At 59.3% G+C, this 22,672-nt stretch carries 24 protein-coding genes and 5 tRNA genes; 19 read left to right on the top strand and 10 right to left on the bottom strand.

Going from position 1 to position 22,672, the window contains the following annotated elements:
• The first annotated feature begins 192 nt into the window (after nt 1-192).
• The 6 genes from KUV52_RS17180 to KUV52_RS17155 all read left to right on the top strand — a co-directional run bounded on the left by KUV52_RS17180 (nt 193) and on the right by KUV52_RS17155 (nt 4,032).
• On the top strand, nt 193-1,215 hold the full coding sequence (locus KUV52_RS17180) for a methyltransferase (protein WP_222527167.1): 1,023 nt from the start codon (nt 193-195) through the stop codon (nt 1,213-1,215).
• Nucleotides 1,216-1,284: 69 nt separating this feature from the next.
• Nucleotides 1,285-1,371, top strand: a tRNA-Leu gene (locus KUV52_RS17175).
• A 17-nt stretch (nt 1,372-1,388) separates the two neighbouring features.
• Nucleotides 1,389-1,475, top strand: a tRNA-Leu gene (locus KUV52_RS17170).
• A gap of 5 nt (nt 1,476-1,480) precedes the next feature.
• Nucleotides 1,481-1,567 (top strand) — tRNA-Leu (locus tag KUV52_RS17165).
• A gap of 105 nt (nt 1,568-1,672) precedes the next feature.
• The gene (locus KUV52_RS17160; RefSeq protein ID WP_222527166.1) at nt 1,673-3,334 is read left to right on the top strand and encodes a DUF342 domain-containing protein; all 1,662 of its coding nucleotides are present in this window, start codon (nt 1,673-1,675) and stop codon (nt 3,332-3,334) included.
• Nucleotides 3,335-3,423: 89 nt separating this feature from the next.
• Nucleotides 3,424-4,032 (top strand): superinfection exclusion B family protein, encoded by a 609-nt coding sequence (locus KUV52_RS17155; protein ID WP_222527165.1) that lies wholly within the window; start codon nt 3,424-3,426, stop codon nt 4,030-4,032.
• On the opposite strand, the gene KUV52_RS17150 is transcribed toward KUV52_RS17155, so the two are convergent.
• Complete coding sequence (locus KUV52_RS17150) at nt 4,029-4,796, bottom strand: TetR/AcrR family transcriptional regulator (protein WP_222527164.1); 768 nt, start codon at nt 4,794-4,796, stop codon at nt 4,029-4,031. The two genes, KUV52_RS17155 and KUV52_RS17150, sit on opposite strands and share 4 nt — an antisense overlap.
• A 168-nt stretch (nt 4,797-4,964) precedes the next feature.
• Nucleotides 4,965-6,065, bottom strand: coding sequence for an aspartate-semialdehyde dehydrogenase (asd, locus tag KUV52_RS17145; protein ID WP_222527354.1), 1,101 nt, complete (start codon nt 6,063-6,065; stop codon nt 4,965-4,967).
• A gap of 221 nt (nt 6,066-6,286) precedes the next feature.
• Between asd and KUV52_RS18935 the strand changes: the two genes are divergently transcribed.
• Together KUV52_RS18935 and KUV52_RS18930 are read left to right on the top strand one after the other, a co-directional pair.
• Entirely contained in the window at nt 6,287-6,421 is a 135-nt protein-coding gene (locus tag KUV52_RS18935; protein WP_261390104.1) for a hypothetical protein, read from the top strand.
• A gap of 87 nt (nt 6,422-6,508) precedes the next feature.
• Nucleotides 6,509-6,634, top strand: coding sequence for a hypothetical protein (locus KUV52_RS18930; protein ID WP_261390103.1), 126 nt, complete (start codon nt 6,509-6,511; stop codon nt 6,632-6,634).
• A gap of 54 nt (nt 6,635-6,688) precedes the next feature.
• On the opposite strand, the gene hpt is transcribed toward KUV52_RS18930, so the two are convergent.
• From hpt to mpl, 3 genes are read right to left on the bottom strand one after another with little or no spacing between them, the layout of a single operon-like run.
• Nucleotides 6,689-7,231, bottom strand: coding sequence for a hypoxanthine phosphoribosyltransferase (gene hpt / locus KUV52_RS17140; protein ID WP_222527163.1), 543 nt, complete (start codon nt 7,229-7,231; stop codon nt 6,689-6,691).
• On the bottom strand, nt 7,224-7,877 hold the full coding sequence (locus KUV52_RS17135; RefSeq protein WP_222527162.1) for a flavin prenyltransferase UbiX: 654 nt from the start codon (nt 7,875-7,877) through the stop codon (nt 7,224-7,226). The genes hpt and KUV52_RS17135 overlap by 8 nt, the downstream gene beginning before the upstream one ends.
• Nucleotides 7,864-9,231 (bottom strand): UDP-N-acetylmuramate:L-alanyl-gamma-D-glutamyl-meso-diaminopimelate ligase, encoded by a 1,368-nt coding sequence (gene mpl / locus KUV52_RS17130; protein ID WP_222527161.1) that lies wholly within the window; start codon nt 9,229-9,231, stop codon nt 7,864-7,866. The genes KUV52_RS17135 and mpl overlap by 14 nt, the downstream gene beginning before the upstream one ends.
• 247 nt (nt 9,232-9,478) lie before the next feature.
• On the opposite strand from mpl, the gene KUV52_RS17125 reads away from it, so the two are divergent.
• The 3 genes from KUV52_RS17125 to KUV52_RS17115 all read left to right on the top strand — a co-directional run bounded on the left by KUV52_RS17125 (nt 9,479) and on the right by KUV52_RS17115 (nt 11,631).
• The gene (locus KUV52_RS17125; protein WP_222527160.1) at nt 9,479-10,837 is read left to right on the top strand and encodes a Na+/H+ antiporter NhaC family protein; all 1,359 of its coding nucleotides are present in this window, start codon (nt 9,479-9,481) and stop codon (nt 10,835-10,837) included.
• A gap of 83 nt (nt 10,838-10,920) precedes the next feature.
• Nucleotides 10,921-11,253, top strand: a complete 333-nt coding sequence (locus tag KUV52_RS17120) for a hypothetical protein (RefSeq protein ID WP_222527159.1) — start codon at nt 10,921-10,923, stop codon at nt 11,251-11,253.
• Nucleotides 11,254-11,367: 114 nt separating this feature from the next.
• Entirely contained in the window at nt 11,368-11,631 is a 264-nt protein-coding gene (locus tag KUV52_RS17115; RefSeq protein ID WP_222527158.1) for a hypothetical protein, read from the top strand.
• A gap of 23 nt (nt 11,632-11,654) precedes the next feature.
• On the opposite strand, the gene KUV52_RS17110 is transcribed toward KUV52_RS17115, so the two are convergent.
• Nucleotides 11,655-13,010, bottom strand: coding sequence for a hypothetical protein (locus KUV52_RS17110; protein ID WP_222527157.1), 1,356 nt, complete (start codon nt 13,008-13,010; stop codon nt 11,655-11,657).
• A gap of 226 nt (nt 13,011-13,236) precedes the next feature.
• On the opposite strand from KUV52_RS17110, the gene KUV52_RS17105 reads away from it, so the two are divergent.
• Nucleotides 13,237-14,199, top strand: coding sequence for a class 1 fructose-bisphosphatase (locus KUV52_RS17105; RefSeq protein WP_222527156.1), 963 nt, complete (start codon nt 13,237-13,239; stop codon nt 14,197-14,199).
• Between the two features lie 59 nt (nt 14,200-14,258).
• Here the strand turns inward: KUV52_RS17105 and KUV52_RS17100 are convergent, their stop codons facing one another.
• A complete protein-coding gene (locus KUV52_RS17100) occupies nt 14,259-15,179 on the bottom strand; it encodes a manganese-dependent inorganic pyrophosphatase (RefSeq protein WP_222527155.1) in 921 nt (306 codons plus the stop codon).
• Nucleotides 15,180-15,272: 93 nt separating this feature from the next.
• Entirely contained in the window at nt 15,273-16,400 is a 1,128-nt protein-coding gene (locus tag KUV52_RS17095) for a tetratricopeptide repeat protein (RefSeq protein ID WP_222527154.1), read from the bottom strand.
• A 130-nt stretch (nt 16,401-16,530) separates the two neighbouring features.
• Here KUV52_RS17095 and KUV52_RS17090 point away from each other — a divergent pair, with 130 nt between their 5' ends.
• From KUV52_RS17090 to KUV52_RS17080, 3 genes are read left to right on the top strand one after another with little or no spacing between them, the layout of a single operon-like run.
• The gene (locus KUV52_RS17090) at nt 16,531-17,739 is read left to right on the top strand and encodes an MFS transporter (protein ID WP_222527153.1); all 1,209 of its coding nucleotides are present in this window, start codon (nt 16,531-16,533) and stop codon (nt 17,737-17,739) included.
• A 34-nt stretch (nt 17,740-17,773) separates the two neighbouring features.
• Nucleotides 17,774-18,310, top strand: coding sequence for an SRPBCC family protein (locus tag KUV52_RS17085; RefSeq protein ID WP_222527152.1), 537 nt, complete (start codon nt 17,774-17,776; stop codon nt 18,308-18,310).
• Nucleotides 18,307-19,119 carry a TIGR03899 family protein gene (locus tag KUV52_RS17080; RefSeq protein ID WP_222527151.1) on the top strand — a complete coding sequence of 271 codons (813 nt, stop codon included), beginning with the start codon at nt 18,307-18,309 and terminating at the stop codon, nt 19,117-19,119. Before KUV52_RS17085 ends, KUV52_RS17080 begins: the two co-directional genes overlap by 4 nt.
• On the opposite strand, the gene cobA is transcribed toward KUV52_RS17080, so the two are convergent.
• Nucleotides 19,062-19,910 carry a uroporphyrinogen-III C-methyltransferase gene (gene cobA, locus KUV52_RS17075; RefSeq protein ID WP_222527150.1) on the bottom strand — a complete coding sequence of 283 codons (849 nt, stop codon included), beginning with the start codon at nt 19,908-19,910 and terminating at the stop codon, nt 19,062-19,064. The genes KUV52_RS17080 and cobA overlap by 58 nt on opposite strands.
• A gap of 225 nt (nt 19,911-20,135) precedes the next feature.
• On the opposite strand from cobA, the gene KUV52_RS17070 reads away from it, so the two are divergent.
• Nucleotides 20,136-20,212 (top strand) — tRNA-Pro (locus tag KUV52_RS17070).
• Nucleotides 20,213-20,256: 44 nt separating this feature from the next.
• Nucleotides 20,257-20,333: transfer RNA gene (locus KUV52_RS17065), tRNA-Pro, on the top strand.
• Nucleotides 20,334-20,850: 517 nt separating this feature from the next.
• Here the strand turns inward: KUV52_RS17065 and KUV52_RS17060 are convergent.
• Nucleotides 20,851-21,222, bottom strand: coding sequence for a winged helix-turn-helix transcriptional regulator (locus tag KUV52_RS17060; RefSeq protein WP_222527149.1), 372 nt, complete (start codon nt 21,220-21,222; stop codon nt 20,851-20,853).
• Between the two features lie 139 nt (nt 21,223-21,361).
• Between KUV52_RS17060 and KUV52_RS17055 the strand changes: the two genes are divergently transcribed.
• Both KUV52_RS17055 and KUV52_RS17050 read left to right on the top strand, forming a co-directional pair.
• Nucleotides 21,362-21,940 carry an NAD(P)H-dependent oxidoreductase gene (locus tag KUV52_RS17055; RefSeq protein WP_222527148.1) on the top strand — a complete coding sequence of 193 codons (579 nt, stop codon included), beginning with the start codon at nt 21,362-21,364 and terminating at the stop codon, nt 21,938-21,940.
• 18 nt (nt 21,941-21,958) lie between these two features.
• Nucleotides 21,959-22,525, top strand: coding sequence for a redoxin domain-containing protein (locus KUV52_RS17050; RefSeq protein WP_222527147.1), 567 nt, complete (start codon nt 21,959-21,961; stop codon nt 22,523-22,525).
• The last annotated feature ends 147 nt before the right edge of the window (nt 22,526-22,672 follow it).

Raw genomic sequence — 22,672 nt, 5'->3', positions numbered from 1 at the left:
GAAGGATAGCCGCTTATTATCGCCGCGGTGGCGTAAGTTCACTCCCCGGGTCACTTCAAAATGACAGCGCCACGCAATCGACCTCCCAACACCCCATTTGCGCACTCAAAGCTGCGGTTTTCCCCTGGGGGTTAGGCCCCGATGCGACGGCGGGGGTATACTAGCCACCATCATTTTTCGCGATCTTTCACTATGTCTCTGAGCAACCCCAGCCAGCTGGTGCTGAAGCACCTGGACCGCCTGCCCACGCAATTGCTGCTGCTTAACGCCGATGGCGACAGCCTGCCCCAGTCCCTCAGTGAGGCGGGAAAGCAGGTCCATATCCTGACCTCAGATTTCCTGAACCATCAGCGCCTGAGCCAGCAACAGGGAGCCACGCTGCACTATGGTATTGATGGCCAGGGGATCCAGGCGGAAGCCGCGATCCTGCGGATCCCCAAAGCCCGGGAGCAGCTGCGTTACCTGGCTGCACTGGCGTGCGCCGTTCTGCCTCAGGGCGCACCGGTCTACTTGGTGGGGGAGAACAAGGGGGGCATCCGCAGTGCCGGCAAGACGGTGCAATCGCTTCTGGGCACCTGCCCTAAGCTGGCCTCCGGCAACCACTGTCAGTTGCTGGAGGGGCTGGTAAAGACGCACCAGCCGCTGGATTTGGCGGACTGGTGGCTGCCCTACGAGGTGACGACACCGGACGGCCCGCTGGCATTGGCCTCCCTGCCCGGCGTATTCAGCCACGGTGAACTGGATCCCGGCACCGAGTTGCTGCTGGAACATCTGCCCAAGCACCCGCAGGGCCGCGTTCTGGATTTTGGCTGTGGTGACGGGGTGATTGGGGCGTTTCTCGCCCGCCGGAACCCGGAGATAGAGCTAGAGATGGTGGACATCAATGCGATGGCGCTGGCGGCCAGTGAACAGACCCTGGCGCAAAACGGCCTGAAGGGTCGGGTTTACCCCTCCAATGGCCTGGCTCAGGTGGAGGGTCAGTTTGATCTGATCGTTTCCAACCCCCCCTTTCATCACGGCGCGGCACAAACCTTCGACACCGCCCGCCAATTTATCCGGGATGCGGCCAAAGCACTGAAGCCGGGGGGCCAATTGATCATCGTTGCCAACCACCACCTGCCCTATGGCGATGATCTCTCTCACGCTTTCGGTCGGGTGAATATCCTGGCAGCCAATAACAAGTTCAAAATCTACGCAGACAGTAAAAATATCTGAAAATCGTTATTGACCGAATCTGAAATCCCCCTATAATGCGCCCCCGTAGCAACGACGATGCATCGCAGAGCAGATGTGGCGGAATTGGTAGACGCGCTAGCTTCAGGTGCTAGTGTCCTTTCGGACGTGGGAGTTCAAGTCTCCCCATCTGCACCATCGACGTTGATTACATTGCACGAGTGGCGGAATTGGTAGACGCGCTAGCTTCAGGTGCTAGTGTCCGTACGGACGTGGGAGTTCAAGTCTCCCCTCGTGCACCACATTTGCAGATGTGGCGGAATTGGTAGACGCGCTAGCTTCAGGTGCTAGTGTCCTTTCGGACGTGGGAGTTCAAGTCTCCCCATCTGCACCAAATTTTGAGAACCCTGGCCTAACGGCCGGGGTTTTTTGCTTTTACCTGAAAAATCCTCCCGTTATACTGGCTCGGCGCTGACTAACCCACTCACTCAATTTCGCCATGCTCAGTACCCAGATGCTCATCTTCGATGAGTCACAGAATGCCGTTTGCATCGATCTCATCCCTTCGAACTGCGATCAGCTCACCTTTGCCCAGTTTCGTGAATTGTTGGGTAGCAGCGCCTTTGCCAGCTTTGCGGTACTTGAGGAAGAGATTCAGCAGGGTCTGAAAGATCTGACGGCCCGTCGCAATGGCGACAATGCAGATGCCCCTCTTCGTCTGCGTCTGGCAGAGCGACGCCACGGCCAGTGGAACCTGACCCTATCGACCGATCAGATGACCTTGCGCGCCGAACTGACCAGCCCACAGGGAGGCCAACACGCGAGCTTTGCCCAATTGCTGGACGCGTTGCAGGAGATTGGCGTGACCCAGGGGCTGCTTCGCCCCGCCATCGACGACCTGATTGCGCAGGGACGTCGTGGCGCGCCGGGGAGCCGTGTTCAGGGGGAGATCGCCCGAGGTCGCACTCCGAAACATGGCACCAGCGCCCAACTGGAGCGTTTGGTTCCCTTAGCTCGCGAACGTCTTCTTAAGCCCCAGGAGCAATCCGGTGGCAAAGTGGACATGCTCGATCTCGGCTCGGTGATCATGGTGAAGCCCGGCCAACCCCTGATGCGACGCCAGCCACCAACACCCGGCCAGGATGGCTATACCGTCACCGGAAAGCCCATCAAGGCAAAAGCCCCCAAAAACCTGGCAATCCAGCCGGGCAAAGGCACAGAACTCGACCCCAACGACCCCAATCTTCTGCGCGCCGCTCAGGCAGGACAACCGCTGGAAAGCCGTAACGGTATGGCGGTGGACGAAGTGCTGACGGTGAAGCAGGTGGACACCAAGTATGGGCACATCGACTACGAAGGTTCGGTGATGATCCAGGGGGAGGTCAGCGAGGGGATGCGGATCCGGGCCACCGGCGACATTACGGTTGGCGGTTTTGTGGATGGCGCCCACCTGGAAGCTGGCGGCGATATCGTCGTTACTCAGGGGGTGGTAGGGCGCCAGCGCGACGATGGCAGCCTGACCTGCAGCCTGATCGCCAAGGGACAGATCGTGGCACGATTTATCCAATACGGAGCACTCGACAGCGGCAGCGACATTCTGGTGGAGCGTCAGTTGATGCACTGCAATGTTCACTGCCGTGGCCAACTGAAGGTCGGCGATGAGTTTGGTAAAAAGGGCGATCTGGTTGGCGGCGAGATCCGCTGTGCCGGTCAGGTGGAAACCGTCACCCTTGGCGCCCGAGCCGGTGCCCAGACACGGCTGAAGCTGGGCGAAGGCATCGAAGTGCTTAAGGCCCAGCAGGAGCAGTTAAATACCAAGCTTAAAGCCCTGGAGGACCAGGCGATGAAACTGCGCCTGGCTCAGAGAAACCTGAAACCGGTGCCGGAGTCCGGTGCCGACCCGCTGCAGGATCTGCGTCAGAAGTTAACCCTGGGACGCGAGCGCATCGACGCCGAGCACGCCAGTGTTCTGGAGCAGCTCCACTGGCTTGAAGGTGAGATTGAGGGCTACTTTGACCGGGTTCTTATCACCGTCCGCGGCAAACTGTTCCCCCGGGTAGAGTGCCAGATTGGCCAGGCCCATGGGCACAGTCAGAAAGAGACCGGGCCCAGCCTGCTGCGCAACCAAGAGGGTAAGTTCACCATCGCCCCCCTGATCTGATCGCCATCGGCTACTGCCGATGGCATCATGCTTGCTTATCCCACTGTTCCAACTGGAATGTGACGAATTTCTGTCGTTCTGGAGCGCCAATGGCCCAACTCCTTGCCCTATTAAGACAACTGCCTGTCGGCCCCTTGCTTGGCCAATTGGCACTTTGGACTCTGCTCGCCTGCCTGGCGCTGCTGTGGTTGCCGCTCTCCTCCCTGCAATCCCTCTACCTCAAGGATTGGGTGTCCAATAACGGATTCACTCTGGGGCTGGGCGTGGTATTGAGCGCCACCTACCTGTTGGCCTGGGCTCTGCGGATCGGCTTTGGTGAACTGCTGGGCCGTCAGCAGATGGTGCAGCGCAGACAGCAAATCACCGACAAGCTGACGGTTTTGGACAGCTCAGAGCGGGCAGTGCTGCGGGAGTTCTTTCTGCAGGGGAAATCTCTGGTCTCCATGCCGCTGAACCATCCGGCGGTGGAGGAGTTGAAGCAGACGGGCGTTCTGGAGCAGGTTGGTGGCGTAGAGCATTACGCGATTGAGGGGCCGGTGGCCACCATGAAGATTGCCGCCGTTGCGCGCTCGCAACTGAACCGGCAGCGCCTCAGCATCCCGGAGGGCTCTCCCTCTGAAACGCAACGGGCGGCCCTGCTGGCCGCCCGTCCGGAGTTTGCCAATAGCCTGGCGCGAGGCCGGCGACACGCCGCTTAGAACGCGGCGACCATGGCCTGATCCTCTTCACTGGCGGAGAGCTGGTGCTCCACCTCAGCGATGATCCGCTGGTAGGAATCTTCCTGCAGCGGTCGTTGCCAGTTGAGGGTGCCAACCAGAATCGCAAAAGCGGAGAAGATTTCACGGGTATCCAGCTGCTTTACGGCGTTGCTCATCAGCGGGTTGTGAATCACCCCGGAGGCGCCGCGTTGGAAGCAGGCCATCATGGCATGAAGGGTTTTCACCTCTTCATCGGTCGCGTTCAGTTCACCCTGGATGCGCGCACCTTCAACCACTCGCAGAATCGCGGTGTAGAACTGCTCCAGGTACATCTTCAGCTCCTGAACCCGGTATTCGCTGGCACGCTCAACCACTTTGGGGGCGCCACCCAGGGTGTTGAAGCCCAGGGTCCAGGCAGAACGATTTACGGCAACAACGGCACACAGGTGCATGGCAACCCAGCGCTCAGCGAAGCTCAGCTGGCTGGTCATGAAGTGAGGCTGACGCTCCACCATCTGCTCTACGTGGCGGGCAAAGATGGCCACCAGCAGATCTTCCTTGCTGGAGAAGTGTTTATAAAGCGTACCCGCGCTGCATCCAGCCAGAGGGGCCAATTCAGAGAATCGGAAAGAGACCAGACCCTGGTCACGGATGAGCTGCTCCGCCAGGCGGATAAGCACTTGGTCCCGTTGCCGGAAACGGGTTTGAGTGGGAGAACTCCAGCTGGACGTGCCGCTGGCCTCCATGGCCGACACAGTATGCATGAGGATTGCCTTAACGCCGTTATCAGTGACCACACTCTACGTCCGGTTTCTTAACACAACTGTGCTATGGGCCTAATTTTTTCTTTTATAACCGGGACAAAATGTCAAAATTGGAGCTAATGCACAAAAAAGGGAGCTATTTTAGCTCCCTCTGATTCCAAATTTGCGTCATTGCACTACGAGAATTCGTAACATCCGACGTAACGGCTCCGCCGCTCCCCACAGCAACTGATCACCCAAAGTGAACGCCGCCAGGTATTCCGGCCCCATATTCAGTTTGCGTAACCGGCCAATCGGCACGCTCAGGGTGCCCGTCACCTTTGCCGGGGACAGCTCAGAGATGCTGAGATCCCGGTCATTGGGGATCACCTTGACCCAGGGGTTGTGAGCCGCCAGCTTCTGCTCAATCACCTCGATGGGCAGGTCCTGGCGAAGCTTGATGGTCAGCGCCTGGCTGTGACAGCGCATCGCTCCGACTCGTACACAGATGCCATCAATCGGCACATGCCCCTCCGGGTGGCCGAGAATCTTGTTGGCTTCCACCTGAGCCTTCCACTCTTCCCGGCTCTGACCACTGGGCAACGCGCTGTCGATCCAGGGGATCAGACTGCCCGCCAGCGGTGCCCCGAATTGCGCTTTGGGGAACGCATCGCTGGCGAGGGTTTCGGTAATGGTGCGGTCGATGTCGAGAATGGCACTGGCCGGATCGGACAGTTCCGCGGCCACGCTGTCATGCAATGCGCCCATCTGCTGAATCAGCTCCTTCATATTCCGGGCTCCGGCACCGGACGCGGCCTGATAGGTCATCGGACTGACCCATTCAATCAGGTCCTCCTCCAGCAGCCCCCCCAGAGCCATCAGCAGGAGGGAGACGGTGCAGTTGCCGCCGACGAAGGTACGCTGCCCCCGTGCCAGGGCATCGTCGATCACCGCTCGGTTAACCGGGTCCAGTACGATCACCGCGTCGTCGTCCATGCGCAGGGCAGAGGCGGCATCAATCCAATACCCCTGCCACCCCTTCTCCCGGAGCGAGTGATACACCGCCTTGGTGTAGTCGCCGCCCTGGCAGGTCAGGATCACCGCCTGCTCCGCGAGCGCGTCGAGGTCATAGGCGTCTTTAAGCGGGTCGCCGTGGGGGCCGGAAACGCCAACCTGTGATGTGGTGAAGAAGGTCGGAGCGATCAACGCAAAGTCGCCCTCCTCCTGCATCCGCTGCATCAGCACGGACCCTACCATTCCACGCCATCCAACCAATCCCACTTTCATCATGCCCTGCTCTCCTTCATCAACCATCTCGCACTGCGGCCCCCTACTCTAACCGTAAGAGCGCGCTGGAAAAAGCCGCGAGTTGTCTGAGTTATAACCTGGGCCAAGGGTGGCGATAACCCAGCTTTAATGGGGCTCAAAAGGCCGGACCAGTACATTTATTGCTCGATAGTTTCCAACTCTGGTGATACACAGAAAGAAGCAATGTTGTTTGGAGGTGACCCATGGCAGAAGTGAACCGAAAACAGGAGCAGGCGGAGGCGCCTTCAGATTGGCGCGATGGCCAGTTGGGTCAGCAGCTGGTGGATCTGCTGGAGGAAGCGTACCAGGATCCGGACAACTCGGAATCGCAAGGTTAGACCAAAGTCGAATGGAGCGGAATCGGGGCCATTGCCTAACCTGTCGGCTCAACCCCGGACGCGGTAAAACGCATTGAGAGGACCCGCATGACTGAGCCACAGATCCCCCACAATCAGGGCGATGACACCCACTGGCGCGACGGCGATCTCGGCGCCGCTCTGGTGGAACTGCTGGAATCCGCCCTGCAGACCCCGGTCAACGACGGGGAGTAACCATTCCGGGTAACCGGAACAGCAAAAAGGCGCCTTACGGCGCCTTTTTCGTGATCACTCTTCGTGAACGACGGTAGCGATGTAGGGCAGCTGGCGGTAACGCTCGGCGTAATCCAGGCCATAACCCACAACGAACTCATCGGGGATCTGGATGCCCACATAGTCCACCGGCACATTGGCAACACGGCGCTCCGGCTTGTCCAGGAAAGTACAGATCTTCAGGCTGGCCGGCTCGCGGGTCATCAGCAGCTCACGGGTTTTCGCCAGGGTACGACCGGTATCGATGATGTCTTCCACCAGCATCACATGGCGACCATGGATGTTGTTGGCCAGGTCCATCACGATCTTAACCTCACCGGAAGACTCGGTGCTGTTGCCGTAGGAAGAGGCGGTCATGAAGTCGAAGCGGATGTCGCCCTTCAGACGGCGGGCTAGGTCAGTCATAAAGACCACGGAGCCCTTCAGCAGACCCACCAGCAGCAGGTTATCCACATCGGCGTAATCTCGGTTGATCTGCTCTGCCAACTTATCGAGGATGGCGTTGATCTGGTCCTCGGAGATCATCTCCTTCAGACTGTGCTTCTTCAGTTCACTCATGGTCTTGATTGCCGTTATTTGAGTCAGAGTTTGGACCGTAACCCCAGCGGGTCATCAGTCGATGTTCAATCTGGAGGTGGTCCAGCATTCTGGCCACCATAAAGTCCACCAGGTCCTCAATGGAGGTCGGCCGATGGTAGAAACCGGGGGCCGCCGGCATCACCGTGGCACCCAGTTGGGTCAGCTTCAGCATGTGTTCCAGATGGATGGCGTTGAAGGGGGTCTCCCTCGGCACGAGGATCAGCTGTCCCCGCTCCTTCAACACCACATCGGCAGCACGCTCAATCAGGTTGTTGCTCATCCCGGTGGCCACCGCCGCCAGGGTGCCGGTGGAGCAGGGGCAGATCACCATCCGCCTGGGCGCACCGGATCCGGATGCCACTGGCGAGAACCACTCCTCTTTGCCATACACCCGAAGCTGTCCCGGCCGGGCGTTGTAGCGTTCGCTGAGAAACGCTTCACAGGCCTTGGGGTTACCCGGCAGGCTTATCCCCTCCTCCTCCATCAGCACCACTCGGGCTGCGGCGGAGACCATCAGATGCACCTGGAGGCCGGATTGTAACAAACAGTCCAGCAGGCGCAGCCCATATGGGGCACCGGAGGCGCCGGTAAAGGCCAAAGTGATGGCTTGCTCACGCTTTGTCATGGTTGCGCTCCAAGGCTGCCAGCAGGCGGGTGTGGATCCCTTCAAAGCCGCCATTGCTCATCACCAGTATGGTATCTCCCGGCTGAGCTTCGCCGACAATGGCGTCGATCAGCCCCTCGACCGAATCGCTCACCTGTACCGGCACCGGCGCTTCGGCCATCGCGCTGCCGATATCCCAGCCCAGCCCCTGAGGCTCGAACACGTAGGCACAATCCGCCGCCTCCAGAGAGGCTGCCAGAGTGCCTTGATGCACCCCCTGCTTCATGGTGTTGGAACGTGGCTCCAGCACCGCCAGGATGCGTCTGTCGCTGCCCAGTCGGGCGCGCAGGCCGGACAGCGTGGTCGCGATCGCCGTCGGGTGGTGGGCAAAATCGTCATACAGCGCCACACCCGCCGCCTCGCCACGCAGCTCCATGCGCCGCTTGGGTCCGGCAAAGCGCGCCAGGGAGGCGATGCCATCGGCGGGACGAACTCCCACATGGCGGGCCGCCGCCAGAGCCCCCAGCGCATTGTCGATATTGTGATCGCCCATCAGGTTCCAGTTGACGGTACCCAGAGGCTCATCCGCCAGCAGCACCTCGAACTGACTGCCATCCTCCCTGAGCTTGCGGGCATGCCAGCCTGCCGGGCCGATCACCATCTGTTCGCTCCAGCAGCCCCGGGCAAGCACTTCGGCAACCGCAGCATCATGCTGGGGCCAGATCACCTGGCCGGAACCGGGTACGGTGCGCACCAGATGGTGGAACTGACGCTGGATATCCGCCAGGGAGTCGAAGATGTCGGCATGATCAAACTCAAGGTTGTTGATCAGCAGAGTGCGGGGACGGTAGTGAACGAACTTGGAGCGTTTGTCGAAAAAGGCGCTGTCGTACTCGTCCGCTTCCACGACGAAGAAGGGGGTGTCTCCCATCCGGGCTGAAACACCAAACTCCTGAGGAACGCCGCCAATCAGGAAGCCGGGCGCCAGTTGATTGTCTTCCAGCAACCAGGCCAGCATCGACGCTGTCGTGGTTTTGCCGTGGGTGCCGGACACCGCCAGAACCCAGCGGCCCGGCAGCACATGGTCACACAGGAACTGGGGGCCGGAGGTGTACGCCATGCCCCGCTCCAGCACCGCCTCGACGCAGGGGTTACCCCGGCTCATGGCGTTGCCGATCACCACCAGATCCGGTTCGGGATTCAGCTGGGACGGATCGTATCCCTCGATAAGCTCAATGCCCTGCTCCTGCAACTGGGTGCTCATTGGCGGATAGACGTTGGCGTCAGAGCCGGTAACGCGGTGCCCCTGGGCACGAGCCAACAGCGCCAGGCCCCCCATAAAGGTGCCGCAGATCCCCAGAATATGAACGTGCATGGACTGTCCTGATAAGCGGAAAAGCGCCATTGTAACCGCCCTGCCCTGTGCGCTTCAAAACCTGAGCCCGTTGCGGAGCGATAGAGGCCGTACGGAACCAAGAACAGAGTCACAAAACCGGTGAAAGATCGGGCGGGGAGGCAAGACGTTTAGACGTCTATATTGACGGACTTCTGGAATTCCACTACAGTCGCCGCCAATGTAGTAATGTGCCGCAGCCCTCATCGCGGCCGGTTGGAGAGTTTCCATGAGCCAAACCCAGGCCTGCGCGGCCAGCGCCGCAATCGACACACCCGCCGCCACTCCGCTGGCGCTGCTGCCTCTTGTGCTGTTTCTGGTCCTGTTTGTTGGCACTGGCACCTACCTGACGTTTCAGGGCGTTGAGTTCGCGTTTTATGAACTCTCTCCGGTGATCGCCATTCTGCCCGCCATCGTGCTGGCACTCACTTTGGGCGCGCTCAAGTTCCAGCAACCGCTGGAGAGCGGCATCAACACCTTTATCAAGGGAATTGGCGACAGCAACATCATCGCCATGTGTCTGATCTACCTGCTGGCTGGTGGCTTTGCGGCCGTGGTGTCCGCCACCGGTGGCGTTGACGCCACGGTGGCACTGGGCCTGACCCTGATCCCCGCCTCCCTGCTGCTGCCCGGCCTGTTTCTGATCAGCGCCTTTATCTCCACCGCCATGGGCACCTCCATGGGCACCATCGCGGCGGTAGCACCGGTGGCTCTGGGTATCGCCCAGCAGACCGGCATCGATCCCGCCCTGATGGCCGGTGTGGTGCTGTCTGGCGCCATGTTTGGTGACAACCTCTCCATCATCTCCGACACCACCATCGCGGCCACCCGCACTCAGGGTGCCGAGATGAAAGACAAGTTCCGTGAGAACATCCGTATCGCCGCGCCGGCGGCGCTGATTGCCGTGGTGCTGTTTGCCATCGCCGGCAGTGGCCAGGCGGAAGTGGCACCGCAGCAGTTTGAGTTGGTTAAGGTCCTGCCCTATCTGGCGATTCTGGTTTTGGCGGTGATCGGCATCAATGTGTTCGTGGTGCTTTCTCTGGGCATCGTTCTGGCCGCACTGACCGCATTCGTTACCGCAGACTACAGCCTGATGACCCTGGGTAAGGATCTGATGGGCGGCTTTGCCAAGATGCAGGAGATCTTCATCCTCTCCATGCTGGTGGGTGGTCTGGCAGCACTGATGAGCGCCCAGGGGGGCCTGGCCTGGCTGACCGATAAGGTGGCCGCGCTGATCGCCCGCCTGAGCCGTCGTGGTAATGCGGCCGCTGCCGAGCTGGGCATGGGGGCACTGGTGGCCAGCACCAATGCCTGTGTGGCCAACAACACCGTTTCCATCATTGTCGCCGGGCCTGTTGCCCGCTCCCTGGCGGAGCAGAACCAAGTGGCGCCGCGTCGTGCCGCCGCCACTCTCGACATCTTCGCCTGCATTATCCAGGGCCTGATCCCCTACGGTGCCCAGGCGCTGCTGCTGGCCGCGACCTTCTCGCTCTCCCCGGTGGCGGTAGTGGCTCAGGGCTGGTACTGCATGCTGCTGACCGCCTTTGCTGTGGGCGCCATCCTGCTGCGCGGTCGCAAAAGTCACTGAGTTCGGAACCTTTTTGTCAAACGGCTGCCCACAATGGCGGCCGTTTTTGTACAATTAATCCGAACTGTCCATAGGAGCATCACGTGAACGAACTGCGTCGCGAACTGAAACTGGCGGGCTGGGGCTACGCCCTGTTTGTCATCGCCTTTTTCCTCGCTTTTGGCCCCTACGCCTTTGTTGAGGGCGGCAAAGAGGCCGCCGAACTCATGGGTGGGAAAGTCGGAATGATCACCGCCATCTCTGCCGCCCTGGTTGCGCTGGGTGGCGTGGCCAGCTGCCTGCTGAGTGTGGTGTTCAGCATCAAGTCTTTGAAGGATGGCCCTCAGGGTCAGGCGGTCGCAGCCCTGTTTCTGGCCCTGTTGCCGCTGCTGCTGATTGGCCTCTTTATCTGGCAGAATCAACGACTGATGTTCTAAGTCGTTAAGCGAAAAGCAGAAGCCGGCCCACGCCGGCTTTTTTGATCCCTCTCACGGCACCGTTTTGCCCGGCACCATAAACTTGCATTTAAATTCCACCTTAAGGTTTTCACGATGTCCACACTGACTCTGGCGGTGCTGTACGGCTTCACTGGACTGATGGCCCTGGTGGCCCCCTATCTGCTGCTGGCTTGTCTCGCTTCCGGCTACTGGTGGATGTGGCCCGTAGGGTTAGGCTTCTTTATCGTTATCCTGACCTTTCTGCCGCCGCCGGTGGCGCTGTTCTCCTGTTACTTTGCGGTGGGAGGAGCGGCACTGCTGCTGCTCGCCAAAGCCTGGCGCTGGTATCGCAGCCGCAACGCAAAAAGCCCCGCCTGAGCGGGGCTTTTCTGTAGACTGCCTTACGGCAGGTTAGGCATCACAATCAGGGTTTCGTAGACATAGCGGTCAAAGAACTCGGAACGCTGTCCCCCCTGTTGCACCAGCGTCCGAACCTGGCGTCGATAGTCGTGCAGATCCAGATCCTGGTGATAGCCATAGCTGCTTATCACCAACTCCGGCGCCTCCATCGTGCCCAACAACTCAAGATAGAGAGTGGGAAGTTCCAGCTCAGGCAGGGTACCTGCCAGAGGCGCTTCCACCCGCCAGTTGTTATTGGTGGCGTTATCCATCAGGGTCACCGTCAACAGATTGCGTCCCTCACCAATCTGACTGAAGTCATATTCCGCGACCTCGCCCCCCTCGCTCATTCCGACCAAAATCCGCGTCGCCTCATCGACAAACTGATTCTGCGTCAGCGGCAGGACCAGTGAAGCTGCACCATCCCGGATCCGATCCCGGCTGGCGCGCATGTACGCCGCGGTTCCCTCTACCTCCGAGCCCAGGCCGATGAACTCGTAAGCCTGAACCAGATTGTGCTCATGCAGGCCCGGGAAGTGGAAAATCGACTCGTCCGGTGAGGCGAAGTAGTAGTGCTGGCGACCGATTGGTGTCTCCGCAAAACTGTAGCTGTAGCCGTAGTTGTCATTAACGACCAGATCCACCAACTGGCCCTGGTGGGCCTCACCTTCAAACCACGAAGGCTGAATCACCACCCGCTCCTGGGTGGAAAAATCCATATCCAGGGTGGCGGCATAGGCCTCATTGCTGCCGTAGGCGGAGACAAGCATCAGGTCCACCGGAGTCCACTCGCCATTGTTGGCACACAAGGCGATGGTCTCACTGCCATAGAGGTACCGGGTACTGGTTCCACCCGACGTTCGCACCGTGTACACCAGGTCCATGCCGGAATACTGCGCGGCAATTTCAGAGCCATCCAAAATGACGCTGGTGCACTGGCAGCCCTCGTCTGAACTGTTATCGCTGAAGGTAAAGCGCCCGGGATCGCCGGAGTCCCAGTCAATCAGGGTGATGATATCGGCCCCGCTCACGCCGCTGCCAGAAACGCTTTGTCCGGCCACAGTAAGATGCGCCGCTTCGTCAGGCCACACCAGATCCAGAGTCCCATCACTGCCGGTTTTTGCCGTGGAGAGAATGCTGCCATCGGCACGATGCACCACCAGATCCACATCAGCCAGGGGCGATTCGGCACCACACTGCGACTGCTGATAGGTTTCCACTGCAATGGTGGTCGGCGGTGGCGGCGGTGGCGGTGGCGGCGGATTCGGGCCGCTGTCGTCACCACCACCATCAGATGAGCCACCGCAGGCGGCCAATGTTGTCGCCAGCAAAAGCGACCACCAAAGAGTTGTTTTCATTGTCTGACTCCATTCAGAAAGTCCGCATATACGCACGGAAAAAACCAGTCTAAACGAAGCGATGCGTCTCCCGCATTGAAAATTTACATTTCATTTACATAAACTTCCTGCGTCTCCCCTCGTTCCGGAAATGGTTCACCCATCAAGCCACTGCAATCCCCCGCCGCTTCCGCTATTATTGCGGCCATTAAATGCCCTACAAAAATCCGTCTTACAGGACCCTTTCATGCAAACGCTCCAAGAGACTCTGTCCCGCCGCGGTATCGACGGCGAACTGCTTTCCCTAATCAATACGCTGGCTGGCTGCGCCAATGACATCAGCAACCTGGTGCGCGGCGGTGCCCTGGCCGGTGTGCTTGGCGCCACCGAGAGCGAAAACGTGCAGGGAGAGACTCAGAAAAAGCTGGATGTGATCGCCAACGATCTGATCAAAGACGCGCTGCAAGCTCAGCCTTTGGTGAAAGGCCTGGCCTCCGAAGAGGAAGACGATGTGGTGCCGGCCAATGCTGGTGGCCGCTTCCTGGTCAGCTTCGATCCGCTGGATGGCTCCTCCAACATCGACATCAACTCGCTGGTGGGCACCATCTTCTCCGTCCTGCCCGCACCGGCTGGCGACGTGAACGAAGCCGCCTTCCTGCAGCCTGGCGACAACCAACTGGCCGCCTGCTACATGCTGTACGGTCCGGCTACCGTGATGGCGCTGACCACCGGTGACGGCACCCTGATGTTCACCCTGGATCCCAACAGTGGCGACTTTATCCTGGTGGAGGAGCGGGTTCAGATCCCCGCTGAGACGGCTGAGTTCGCCATCAACATGTCGAATCAACGCTTCTGGCAACCCGCCATGCAGAGCTACATCGCAGACTGTTTGAAGGGCAAAGAGGGTGTCCGCGGTAAGAACTTCAATATGCGTTGGATTGCTGCCATGGTCGGCGATGTGCACCGGGTGCTGTCCCGTGGCGGCCTGTTTACCTATCCCCAGGACACCAAAAATCCGGCCAAGCCGTTCAAACTGCGCCTGATGTATGAAGCGAACCCGATGAGCTTCCTGGTGGAGCAGGCCGACGGCGTGGCGTCCACCGGTTACGAGCGGATCATGGCGATCCAGCCGGAGGGGATCCACCAGCGCGTGGCGGTGATCCTCGGCTCCAAAGAGGAAGTGAACACCTGTCTGGGCTATCACGGCTAAACGGCACTCCAGACAGTAAAAAAGCGCCCCTTGGGGCGCTTTTTTTGTTTGCTGTTCGCTTAGGCGAAAGCTTCCTGAAGCGGCGGTACCACCTGCTTCTTACGGCTCAGTACGCCGTCCAGCCACACCTTGCCATCTTCGATGGATTGGCCATAAGCGCGCTCAACCACAGACAGGTCATCGCTCACCACCAGCAGCTCAGAGCCTTCCTTCATGATGTCGGTCAGCAGCAGCAGTACGGAGTGACGGTTGCCTTCCGCTTTCAGCTTGGCGATGTCTTCCACCAGTTCCGGCTTCACCGCATCCAGTACCGCCAGATCGATCACTTCCAGCTGGCCAATGCCAACCAGGTTGCCGTTCATGTCGAAGTCTTTGAAGTCACGCATCACCAAGGCACGGGCCGGGGTGCCTTCTACCGCAGACTTCACCTTGAACATCTCCATGCCCAAGGCTTTGAAGTCTTCGATGCCGGCGATCTCAGCCAGCGCCTCAACACAGCGGATGTCCGCGGTGGTGCAGGTGGGGGACTTGAAGATCACGGTGTCGGACAGGATGGCGCACAGCATGATGCCCGCGATGTTTTTCGGGATCTCAACGCCGTGGAAGTCGTACATCATTTTGATCACGGTATTGGAGCAACCCACCGGACGGATCCAGCACTCCAGCGGAGTGGAGGTGGTCAGGTCGCCCAGTTTGTGGTGATCCACGATGCCCACGATGGTGGCTTGCGCAATATCGTCGGGCGCTTGGGTCAGCTCGGAGTGATCCACGATGTACACCTGCTCGCCAGCGTAGCTCAGCTTCAGCTCAGGGGCTTCAAAACCAAACTTTTCCAGGATAAAGGCGGTCTCCGGGGAGAGTTCACCCAGACGAGCGGCCACGGCCTCTTCGCCAATCTGGTTTTTCAGGTAAGCCAGCGCAATGGCACCGCAGATGGAATCGGAATCCGGGATCTTGTGACCCACGCAGTAAATCGGCATAGAAAACGTCTCCTCAAAATTTGCGGCGATTTTAACAAAAATAGGCTGGAGACGGGAATAGCTGAGGATCGGACTCGGATTAAATGAGAGGACTCAGGGACGTCCACCCTGAAGGGCCAGCAACTTCATCTGGTAACGGGCCTGCTCATCGCGAGGGGCCAGATCCTCCGCCCGGTGAAGATGGCGGGCACTGAGTTGAAGATCACCCAGCTGGAAGTAAGCCCGGGACAGCCCGAAGTGGAACTCGTGACGATACTCCGCCAGATCCACCGCTTTGCGGTAGAACCGCACCGCTTTGTCGTACTCTCCGGCCCGATAGGCAATCTCACCCATATCAAAGTGGTAGTAGGGGTTACGGATCCGCTTCAGCTCCAACTGAGCGTGCACCTGCTGCCACTCCAGCAGGCGATCCTGCGATGCCAGTAGAATCGACAAGTTATGCAGCGCATCCAGCTGGCTATCCGGCTGGCTGGCGGCATAGCGATAAACCGCTTCCGCTTTCGCTTCCAGGCCCGCCTTACGATACAACACCCCGAGGGTATTCCAGACGTCGCCGTGGCCGGGTACCTGCTCCAATGCCGCTTTCAGCAGGTAGTACGCCCGATCCAGATCACCGTCGACCATCGCCTCGGCCGCAAGATTGTTGTAGTAACGGGCAATCAGCTCTTCGCGGCTGAGGGGGATCACCTCATAACCACGCAGCTGGTTGCCCGGCAGAAAATCGATGGTGACACCGCCATCGCTGATGCGGAGTTCATCGGGACGATAGGGCGCAGACAGCTTCACGTTCACGTGGCCGTTGATCAGATAGAGTCCACCCTGACGATCCCACACTGGCGGCGCATTGACCAACTGGAACCGCACTGGCATCTGCAGGGCATCCGCCAGAGCGGTGGTCATCACCACCAGAGACATGCAGTTGCCCGAGCGCTGGGCAAAGGTTTCTGCTGCCGTCTGAGTCTGCCTGTTGTCGTAGCGGATACCGCCATCCTCGCGGATCAGTGCCACCAGAGCCCGCCTGGTATCGGGGGCTCTGCTCAGGGCGTTAACGGTGCTGACCATCTCGGGGCTGAGGGCGAAGATCGCCTCCACGGCAGGGGCCGCAGACGACGCATCAAAATGCTGGTCCGCGAACAGATGCTCTGCGGGCGCTTCAATGGTGTTGGAACCGGAAGCACAGCCAACCAGCAAAAAGATGAGAATCACTGAGCGCAAGTTCATAGACTAACCCTAGTCCACCTCTCGCACTTTCACCTTCCTGACATTAAAAGGTCATGTAATTCGGGTAGCGCCTCCCCTCGTGGCGGTTTCTCCGGGCATCGGTTAGAGTGGCGATTCCAAGCGCCCAAGGATGCTCTTCGTGTCAGTGACCGACCCCAAAGCCCGCTTACTGCTGGGACTCACCTTTATCATGTCGATGGTGTTTGCCACCTGGCAGACGCTGCTGAATAACTTCGTGGTTGAAGTGGCCCAGTTCAACGGGGCTCAGATCGGCATACTGCAGTCTCTCAGAGAGGTGCCCGGATTCCTCGCCTTTACCGCCATCTTTGTGCTGCTGGTGATGCGGGAGCAGACCCTCGCTTTGGTGTCGATGGCACTGCTGTGCGTCGGGGTGGCGCTGACCGGGTATTTCCCTTCGGTGTTGGGTCTGTATGCCACCACAGTACTGATGTCCATCGGGTTTCATTACTACGAAACCGTTAATCAGTCCCTCACCCTGCAGTGGCTACCCAAGGAGCAGACCGCTGAATTTATGGGGCGGGCGCTCTCCGTCAAAGCCGCGGGCGCCCTGCTCGCCTATGGCGCCATCTGGCTGCTGATGACGGGGCTCGGCTGGGACTATCGCGACATGTATCTGGTTGCCGGAATATCCGGCCTGATGATGCTGGCTTTCCTGATCTGGCGATTCCCCCGCTTTGAAAACCCTCACCCCCAGCACAAGCGTCTGCTGCTACGCCGCAGCTACTGGCTCTATTACGGTCTCACCTTCCTGTCCGGTGCCCGCCGCCAGATCTTTATGGTATTCGCCGGATTTATGATGGTGGAGAAATTTGGCTACACCGTGGCCGCCATCACCGGCCTGTTCCTGATCAACTACCTGTTTAACCTCCTGTTTGCTCCTGCGATTGGACGCTTTGTCCAGCGCGTTGGCGAGCGTCGGGCGTTGACGGTGGAATACCTGGGTCTGGCGCTGGTGTTCACCAGTTACGCCTTTGTCGAGAGCGCCACTCTGGCGGGTGCGCTGTACGTGATTGACCATCTGCTGTTCGCCCTGGCCATCGCCATCAAGAGCTACCTGCAGAAGATCGCCGATCCGAAGGATCTCGCCGCCACCGCCTCCGTCAGTTTCACCATCAACCACATCGCTGCCGTAGTGATCCCGGCGCTGCTTGGTGTGCTCTGGTTAACCGCGCCCTCCGCCGTGTTTTTGATCGGCACCGGCTTTGCCCTGACCTCGCTGCTGCTCTGTCGCAATATTCCCGATCACCCGGACGCGGAAACGCCCGTTCGGTGGGCCCCCGCCCGACTTCGACGCCGCGTGCCCCCCAACCCCACCTAAACTTTACAGGGGGATACCTTGGTGGAGGGGGTTTATGAGGAACGCACTGAAAGTCCTGTTAACCGTACTTCTGGTGGTGGCGATCGCCGGGCTGATACTGCCGGATGAGTTTGAAGTGAGTCGCAGTGTCCGCATCAACGCCCCCGCCGACCAAGTCCATCCCTACCTCGACGATCTGACCCTCTGGCCTCTCTGGAACCCCTTCCAAACCGGTGAAGTAACAGTCTCCATCAGCCGCCCAAGTTCAGGGGTGGGGGCCCACCAAAGCTGGCAGGACCCCAGCGGCGGCGGGGAACTGTGGATGACTCTGAGCGATCCCGTCCATGGCATCGGCTATGACCTGCGTTTTGGCAGCCACCCGGAGCGCTATCAGGCCGGCTTTCACTATCAGCCTCACGGAGCCGGAACCATCGTCGTGTGGGAGATGAGTGGTCAGATGCACATACCTGTCATGGGTGCCTACTTGGCGATGATGGCCGATGTTATGATTGGCGAGCAGTTCCAGTTAGGGCTGGAAAGGCTAAAACGCGTTGTAGAACAACAACCCAGCAAGGAGAGTGAGCGGCCATGAGCGAGGCCTTTAGCCCCCCCAAACAGCGCAGCACCCGCCACCAGGCTGTGGCATTGACCCGATTGATGGGCCTGAGCCTTGATGACAACGGCGTGCAAGGCTCCCTGCTGCAACGCGCGGAACAGCGCATTAAGCGTCAGCAGGAGCAGTATCAGATCAATGTCGAGGCCGTGCTGAACCACGCGGTAGGCCACAGCGATAATGACGTGGCAGGCCATGAGCCCGATCCGGACTGGCTCCACCAGTTTCTGACCCTGGCGGAAAAAGTGCACTCACATCGGATGCAGGAGCTTTGGGGCCGCATCCTCGCGACCGAGCTGTCACAGCCGGGTTCATTCAGTTTGCGGGCACTGGACACCTTACGGCAGATGACCCAGAAAGACGCTCTGTTGCTGGGCCGCGCCGTCGCCCTCTCCGCCACTCTGAACAACGAACCCAATCGAAAAATCCTGACCGGCTATCGCCGTACTTCGGCCTATGGTGGCTTGCTGCCTGCGGGTCAGCCCGGTCTCTCACTGTCCCGATTCGGATTGCCCTACAGCGCCATCCTGACACTGAGAGAACAGGGCATTCTCTTTGCTGCGGAGCTGGAAACCGGACAACTGAGCCAAGGCGAACCTCTGCGTTTGCGACTGTTGAATCAAACTCTGCTGCTGCGTCCCCGCCACAACCGTTTAAGGCTGCGCTACTACCGCTTTACCCCGCTTGGGCTGGAGCTGGCCAGACTGGTGCTGGACCAGGGTGACAGTGATTACATCGCCGCACTGTCGAAGATGTTATCGAGAGACTTTGAGCTGACCTCCGGCTGACTGGCCGGGTCAAACCAATCCAGTTCTGCCGCCATTGCCGTGGTTTCTCCCACCAGAATGGCGGCCGGGCTGGGCAGGTCTGGCTGGTTGGCCAGACGCTCCAGAGTCGCCAGCGTGCCGTTCACCCGTCGATGTCCCGCCTGGCTCGCCTGACCGACGATCGCGACCGGCATTTCAGGCGCCATCCCCGCCGCCAGCAGTCCCGCCTGAATGGTGCCCGCGCGCTTAAGGCCCATATAGATCACCAGGGTGTGCCCGGCGATCACATAGGGCCGCCAATCCTCAATCGGCTGACCATCCTGGCCATGCCCGGTCACAAAGGTCACACCTTGCGCCACTCCGCGGTGGGTCAGAGGCATGGCACCGTATGCCGAACAGGCACTGGCGGCGGTCACGCCGGGCACAACCCGAAACGGGATCCCGGCTTCCTTCAGCGTCTGCATCTCCTCACCACCCCGCCCGAACATCAGGGGATCGCCCCCTTTCAGTCGAACCACACGTGCACCGGATGCCGCCTTGGCCACCATCACCCGTTCAATCTCCGCCTGGGGCAGGCTGTGCGCCCCACAGCGTTTGCCAACCGCAATGCACTCTGTGCTGGCCGGGATCAGATCAAGGATCGGCTGAGAGACCAGTGCATCGTACAGCACCACCTCAGCCTGCTGCAGCGCTTGATAGGCATGCAACGTGAGCAGGCCAGGATCCCCCGGACCGGCTCCCACCAACACCACTTCACCCGCTTTACGGGTATCATTCCTAACCTGTGACAGTGAATGCAGCGACACGCTCATCCCCTCCGAATCTGGATATGAGCTAAGCCTACCCGCCTCTTATATTCCACAACAAAGAGCCATTCCTTAGCCTTAATAACTTTAGGGAATATAGAGAGGGGCGCGGCGATGAGAACAGCAACACATCGCGTAGAAAAACGGCAAACGAACCCATTTACCAGAAGGAGTGCTTGCGCGACGGGGGAAAATCGCTAGAATACGTCGCCGTTGCAATGCGACAATCCTCGGTGTGTAGCGCAGCCTGGTAGCGCACTTCGTTCGGGACGAAGGGGTCGGAGGTTCGAATCCTCTCACACCGACCAGATTTTTTTAAGCCTCGCCAACGCGAGGTTTTTTTAGCCAAATTCGGTGTGTAGCGCAGCCTGGTAGCGCACTTCGTTCGGGACGAAGGGGTCGGAGGTTCGAATCCTCTCACACCGACCAATACAGATTAGCCTCGGCATCCGCCGGGGCTTTTTTGTATCCGGTGAATTCAGGCTGTTCGGGACTCGGAGTCGGAGCGGAGGCCCGCCGCTTTCGAATCCTCTCACACCGACCAATACAGATTAGCCTCGGCATCAGCCGGGGCTTTTTTGTCTCTGTAGGATTCAACCTGTTCGGGACTCGGAGTCGGAGCGGAGGCCCGCCGCGATCGAATCCTCTCACATCGACCAATACAGACTAGCCTCGGCATCAGCCGGGGCTTTTTTGTCTCTGAAGGATTCAGGCTGTTCGGGACTCGGAGTCGGAGCGGAGGCCCGCCGCGATCGAATCCTCTCACACCGACCAATACAGACTAGCCTCGGCATCAGCCGGGGCTTTTTTGTATCCGAAGGATTCAGGCTGTTCGGGACTCGGAGTCGGAGCGGAGGCCCGCCGCATTCACTCCTCGCGCCAGCCGGGCACCGCATCGCAGCGTGGACTTTCAGCCCACGGCAGCGCAAACCCCGGGCTCAGAGCGTCAAATGTCGTGTTCAATGGCCCAGTCTTTCAGCAGCTCCAATACCGCCAGGCTGGAGCGTCCAAAGTCGGTGATCTGGTAGGAGACGGCCACCGGGCGCTCACTCAATACCTCGCGCCGAATCAGCCCCTGCTCCTCCATCTCCTTAAGACGTTGGTTGACCATCTTCTTACTGGCTCCGCCCAACATGCGGGCCAGATCATTAAAGCGCACCGGTTCATCCTTCAGGTGCCACAAGATCGAGCCTTTCCACTTCCCGCCGATAATGCGCATGCCGCGCTCAATCGGACAAGGCTCCTGACAGGGGGAGATCGCCAGCTTCTGTCCCTGAGCATTCACCTCGACACGGGCTTGAGGATGGGTATCGGCCATATCACTGCTCCTGTTTCCTGAGGGCTCTCGACCGGAGCGCCATCAATTAGGTTACTAAAAGTATACTGGTTGACGTTGGTAACCACACGATACCACAATGCGTTCAACACCACAGCAACCCATTACCGGAGCCAGTGACATGAACGTATTGATCATCAACACACACCAACCCTACCCCTTCTCCGAAGGCAAACTCAGCGCCGCCATGGTCGATGTCGCGGCTGAGCTAGCCAAAGGCAAAGGTCACCAGGTGCAACTCACCACCATGACCGAGGCCTACGACATTGAAGCCGAGGTCGAAAAGCACCTGTGGGCCGACCTGGTGATTCTTCAGATCCCGGTGAACTGGATGGGAGTGCCCTGGTCCTTCAAGAAGTACATGGACGAGGTCTACACCACCGGCATGATGGGTGCACTGTGCGATGGCGATGGCCGTAGCCGGGAAAACGCCGGCAAGCAATATGGCAGTGGCGGAAAGCTCAGCAGCCGATACCTGATGTCACTCACCTTCAATGCGCCCCAGGCAGCCTTTGATGATGAAGATCAGTTCCTGTTTGAAGGCAAAGGCGTGGATGACCTGATGTTCCCGATGCACATGAACTTCCGATTCTTCGGTATGTCAGCGCTGCCCACCTTTGCTAGTTTTGATGTGATGAAAAATCCCGATACTGAGAACGACCTGGTTCGTTTCCAACAGCATCTGGCCCCACACCTGTAAGCACTCAAGGAGTCTCTGATGGATCAGCACAAACTTGCCGCCGGCGACCGCTTCCCGGAACTGCACGTCACCACCTTTGAGGGTGACAGCGTCCGTCTTGGCCAGCCCCGCCCGGAAAGCGGCGCCAACTGGCAGATGGTGGTGGTATATCGAGGCCGCCACTGCCCACTGTGCACCAAGTACCTGAATCAGCTCGAATCGTTCCGCGAGGAGTTGGCCGGGATTGGCGTCGATATCCTCGCAGTATCCGCAGACTCTCAGGCTCAGTTGGCTGAGCACAAAAGTCGACTGGAAGTGGGTTTTCCGCTGGCCTATGGTCTGACTCAGGCCCAGATGGAGTCCCTCGGCGTTTACATCTCACTGCCGCGCTCGGACCAGGAGACCGACCACAACTTCGCTGAGCCAGGGCTGTTTGTGGTGAACGACGCTGGCAATCTGCATGTGGTGGACCTATCCAATAACCCCTTTGTCCGCCCCGAGCTGCAGGCCCTGGTCAATGGCCTGCGCTGGATCCGCGATCCCGGCAATCACTACCCGATCCGAGGCAACTGGCGAAGCCCTCAGTCGGAGCTGCAGTTCCAGTGACTGCTCCTACAGCAGAGGGTGGCCAAGTGCCACCCTCTTTGCTTCTCGTCGCCTCAGCCCGCGCCAACGACAACGCCTGCGATGATCAAGCCTCAAAGATCCCAAAGAGACAACAGGGCAACAATGAGGACACAATAAAGTGACATC

Origin of the sequence: Ferrimonas balearica, from assembly GCF_019802055.1 — a bacterium.
In the GTDB taxonomy this organism is placed as follows: Bacteria; Pseudomonadota; Gammaproteobacteria; order Enterobacterales; family Shewanellaceae; genus Ferrimonas; species Ferrimonas balearica_A.
The sequence above is the reverse complement of the archived record's forward strand: the minus strand, read 5'-3'. Positions and strand labels throughout refer to the sequence as shown.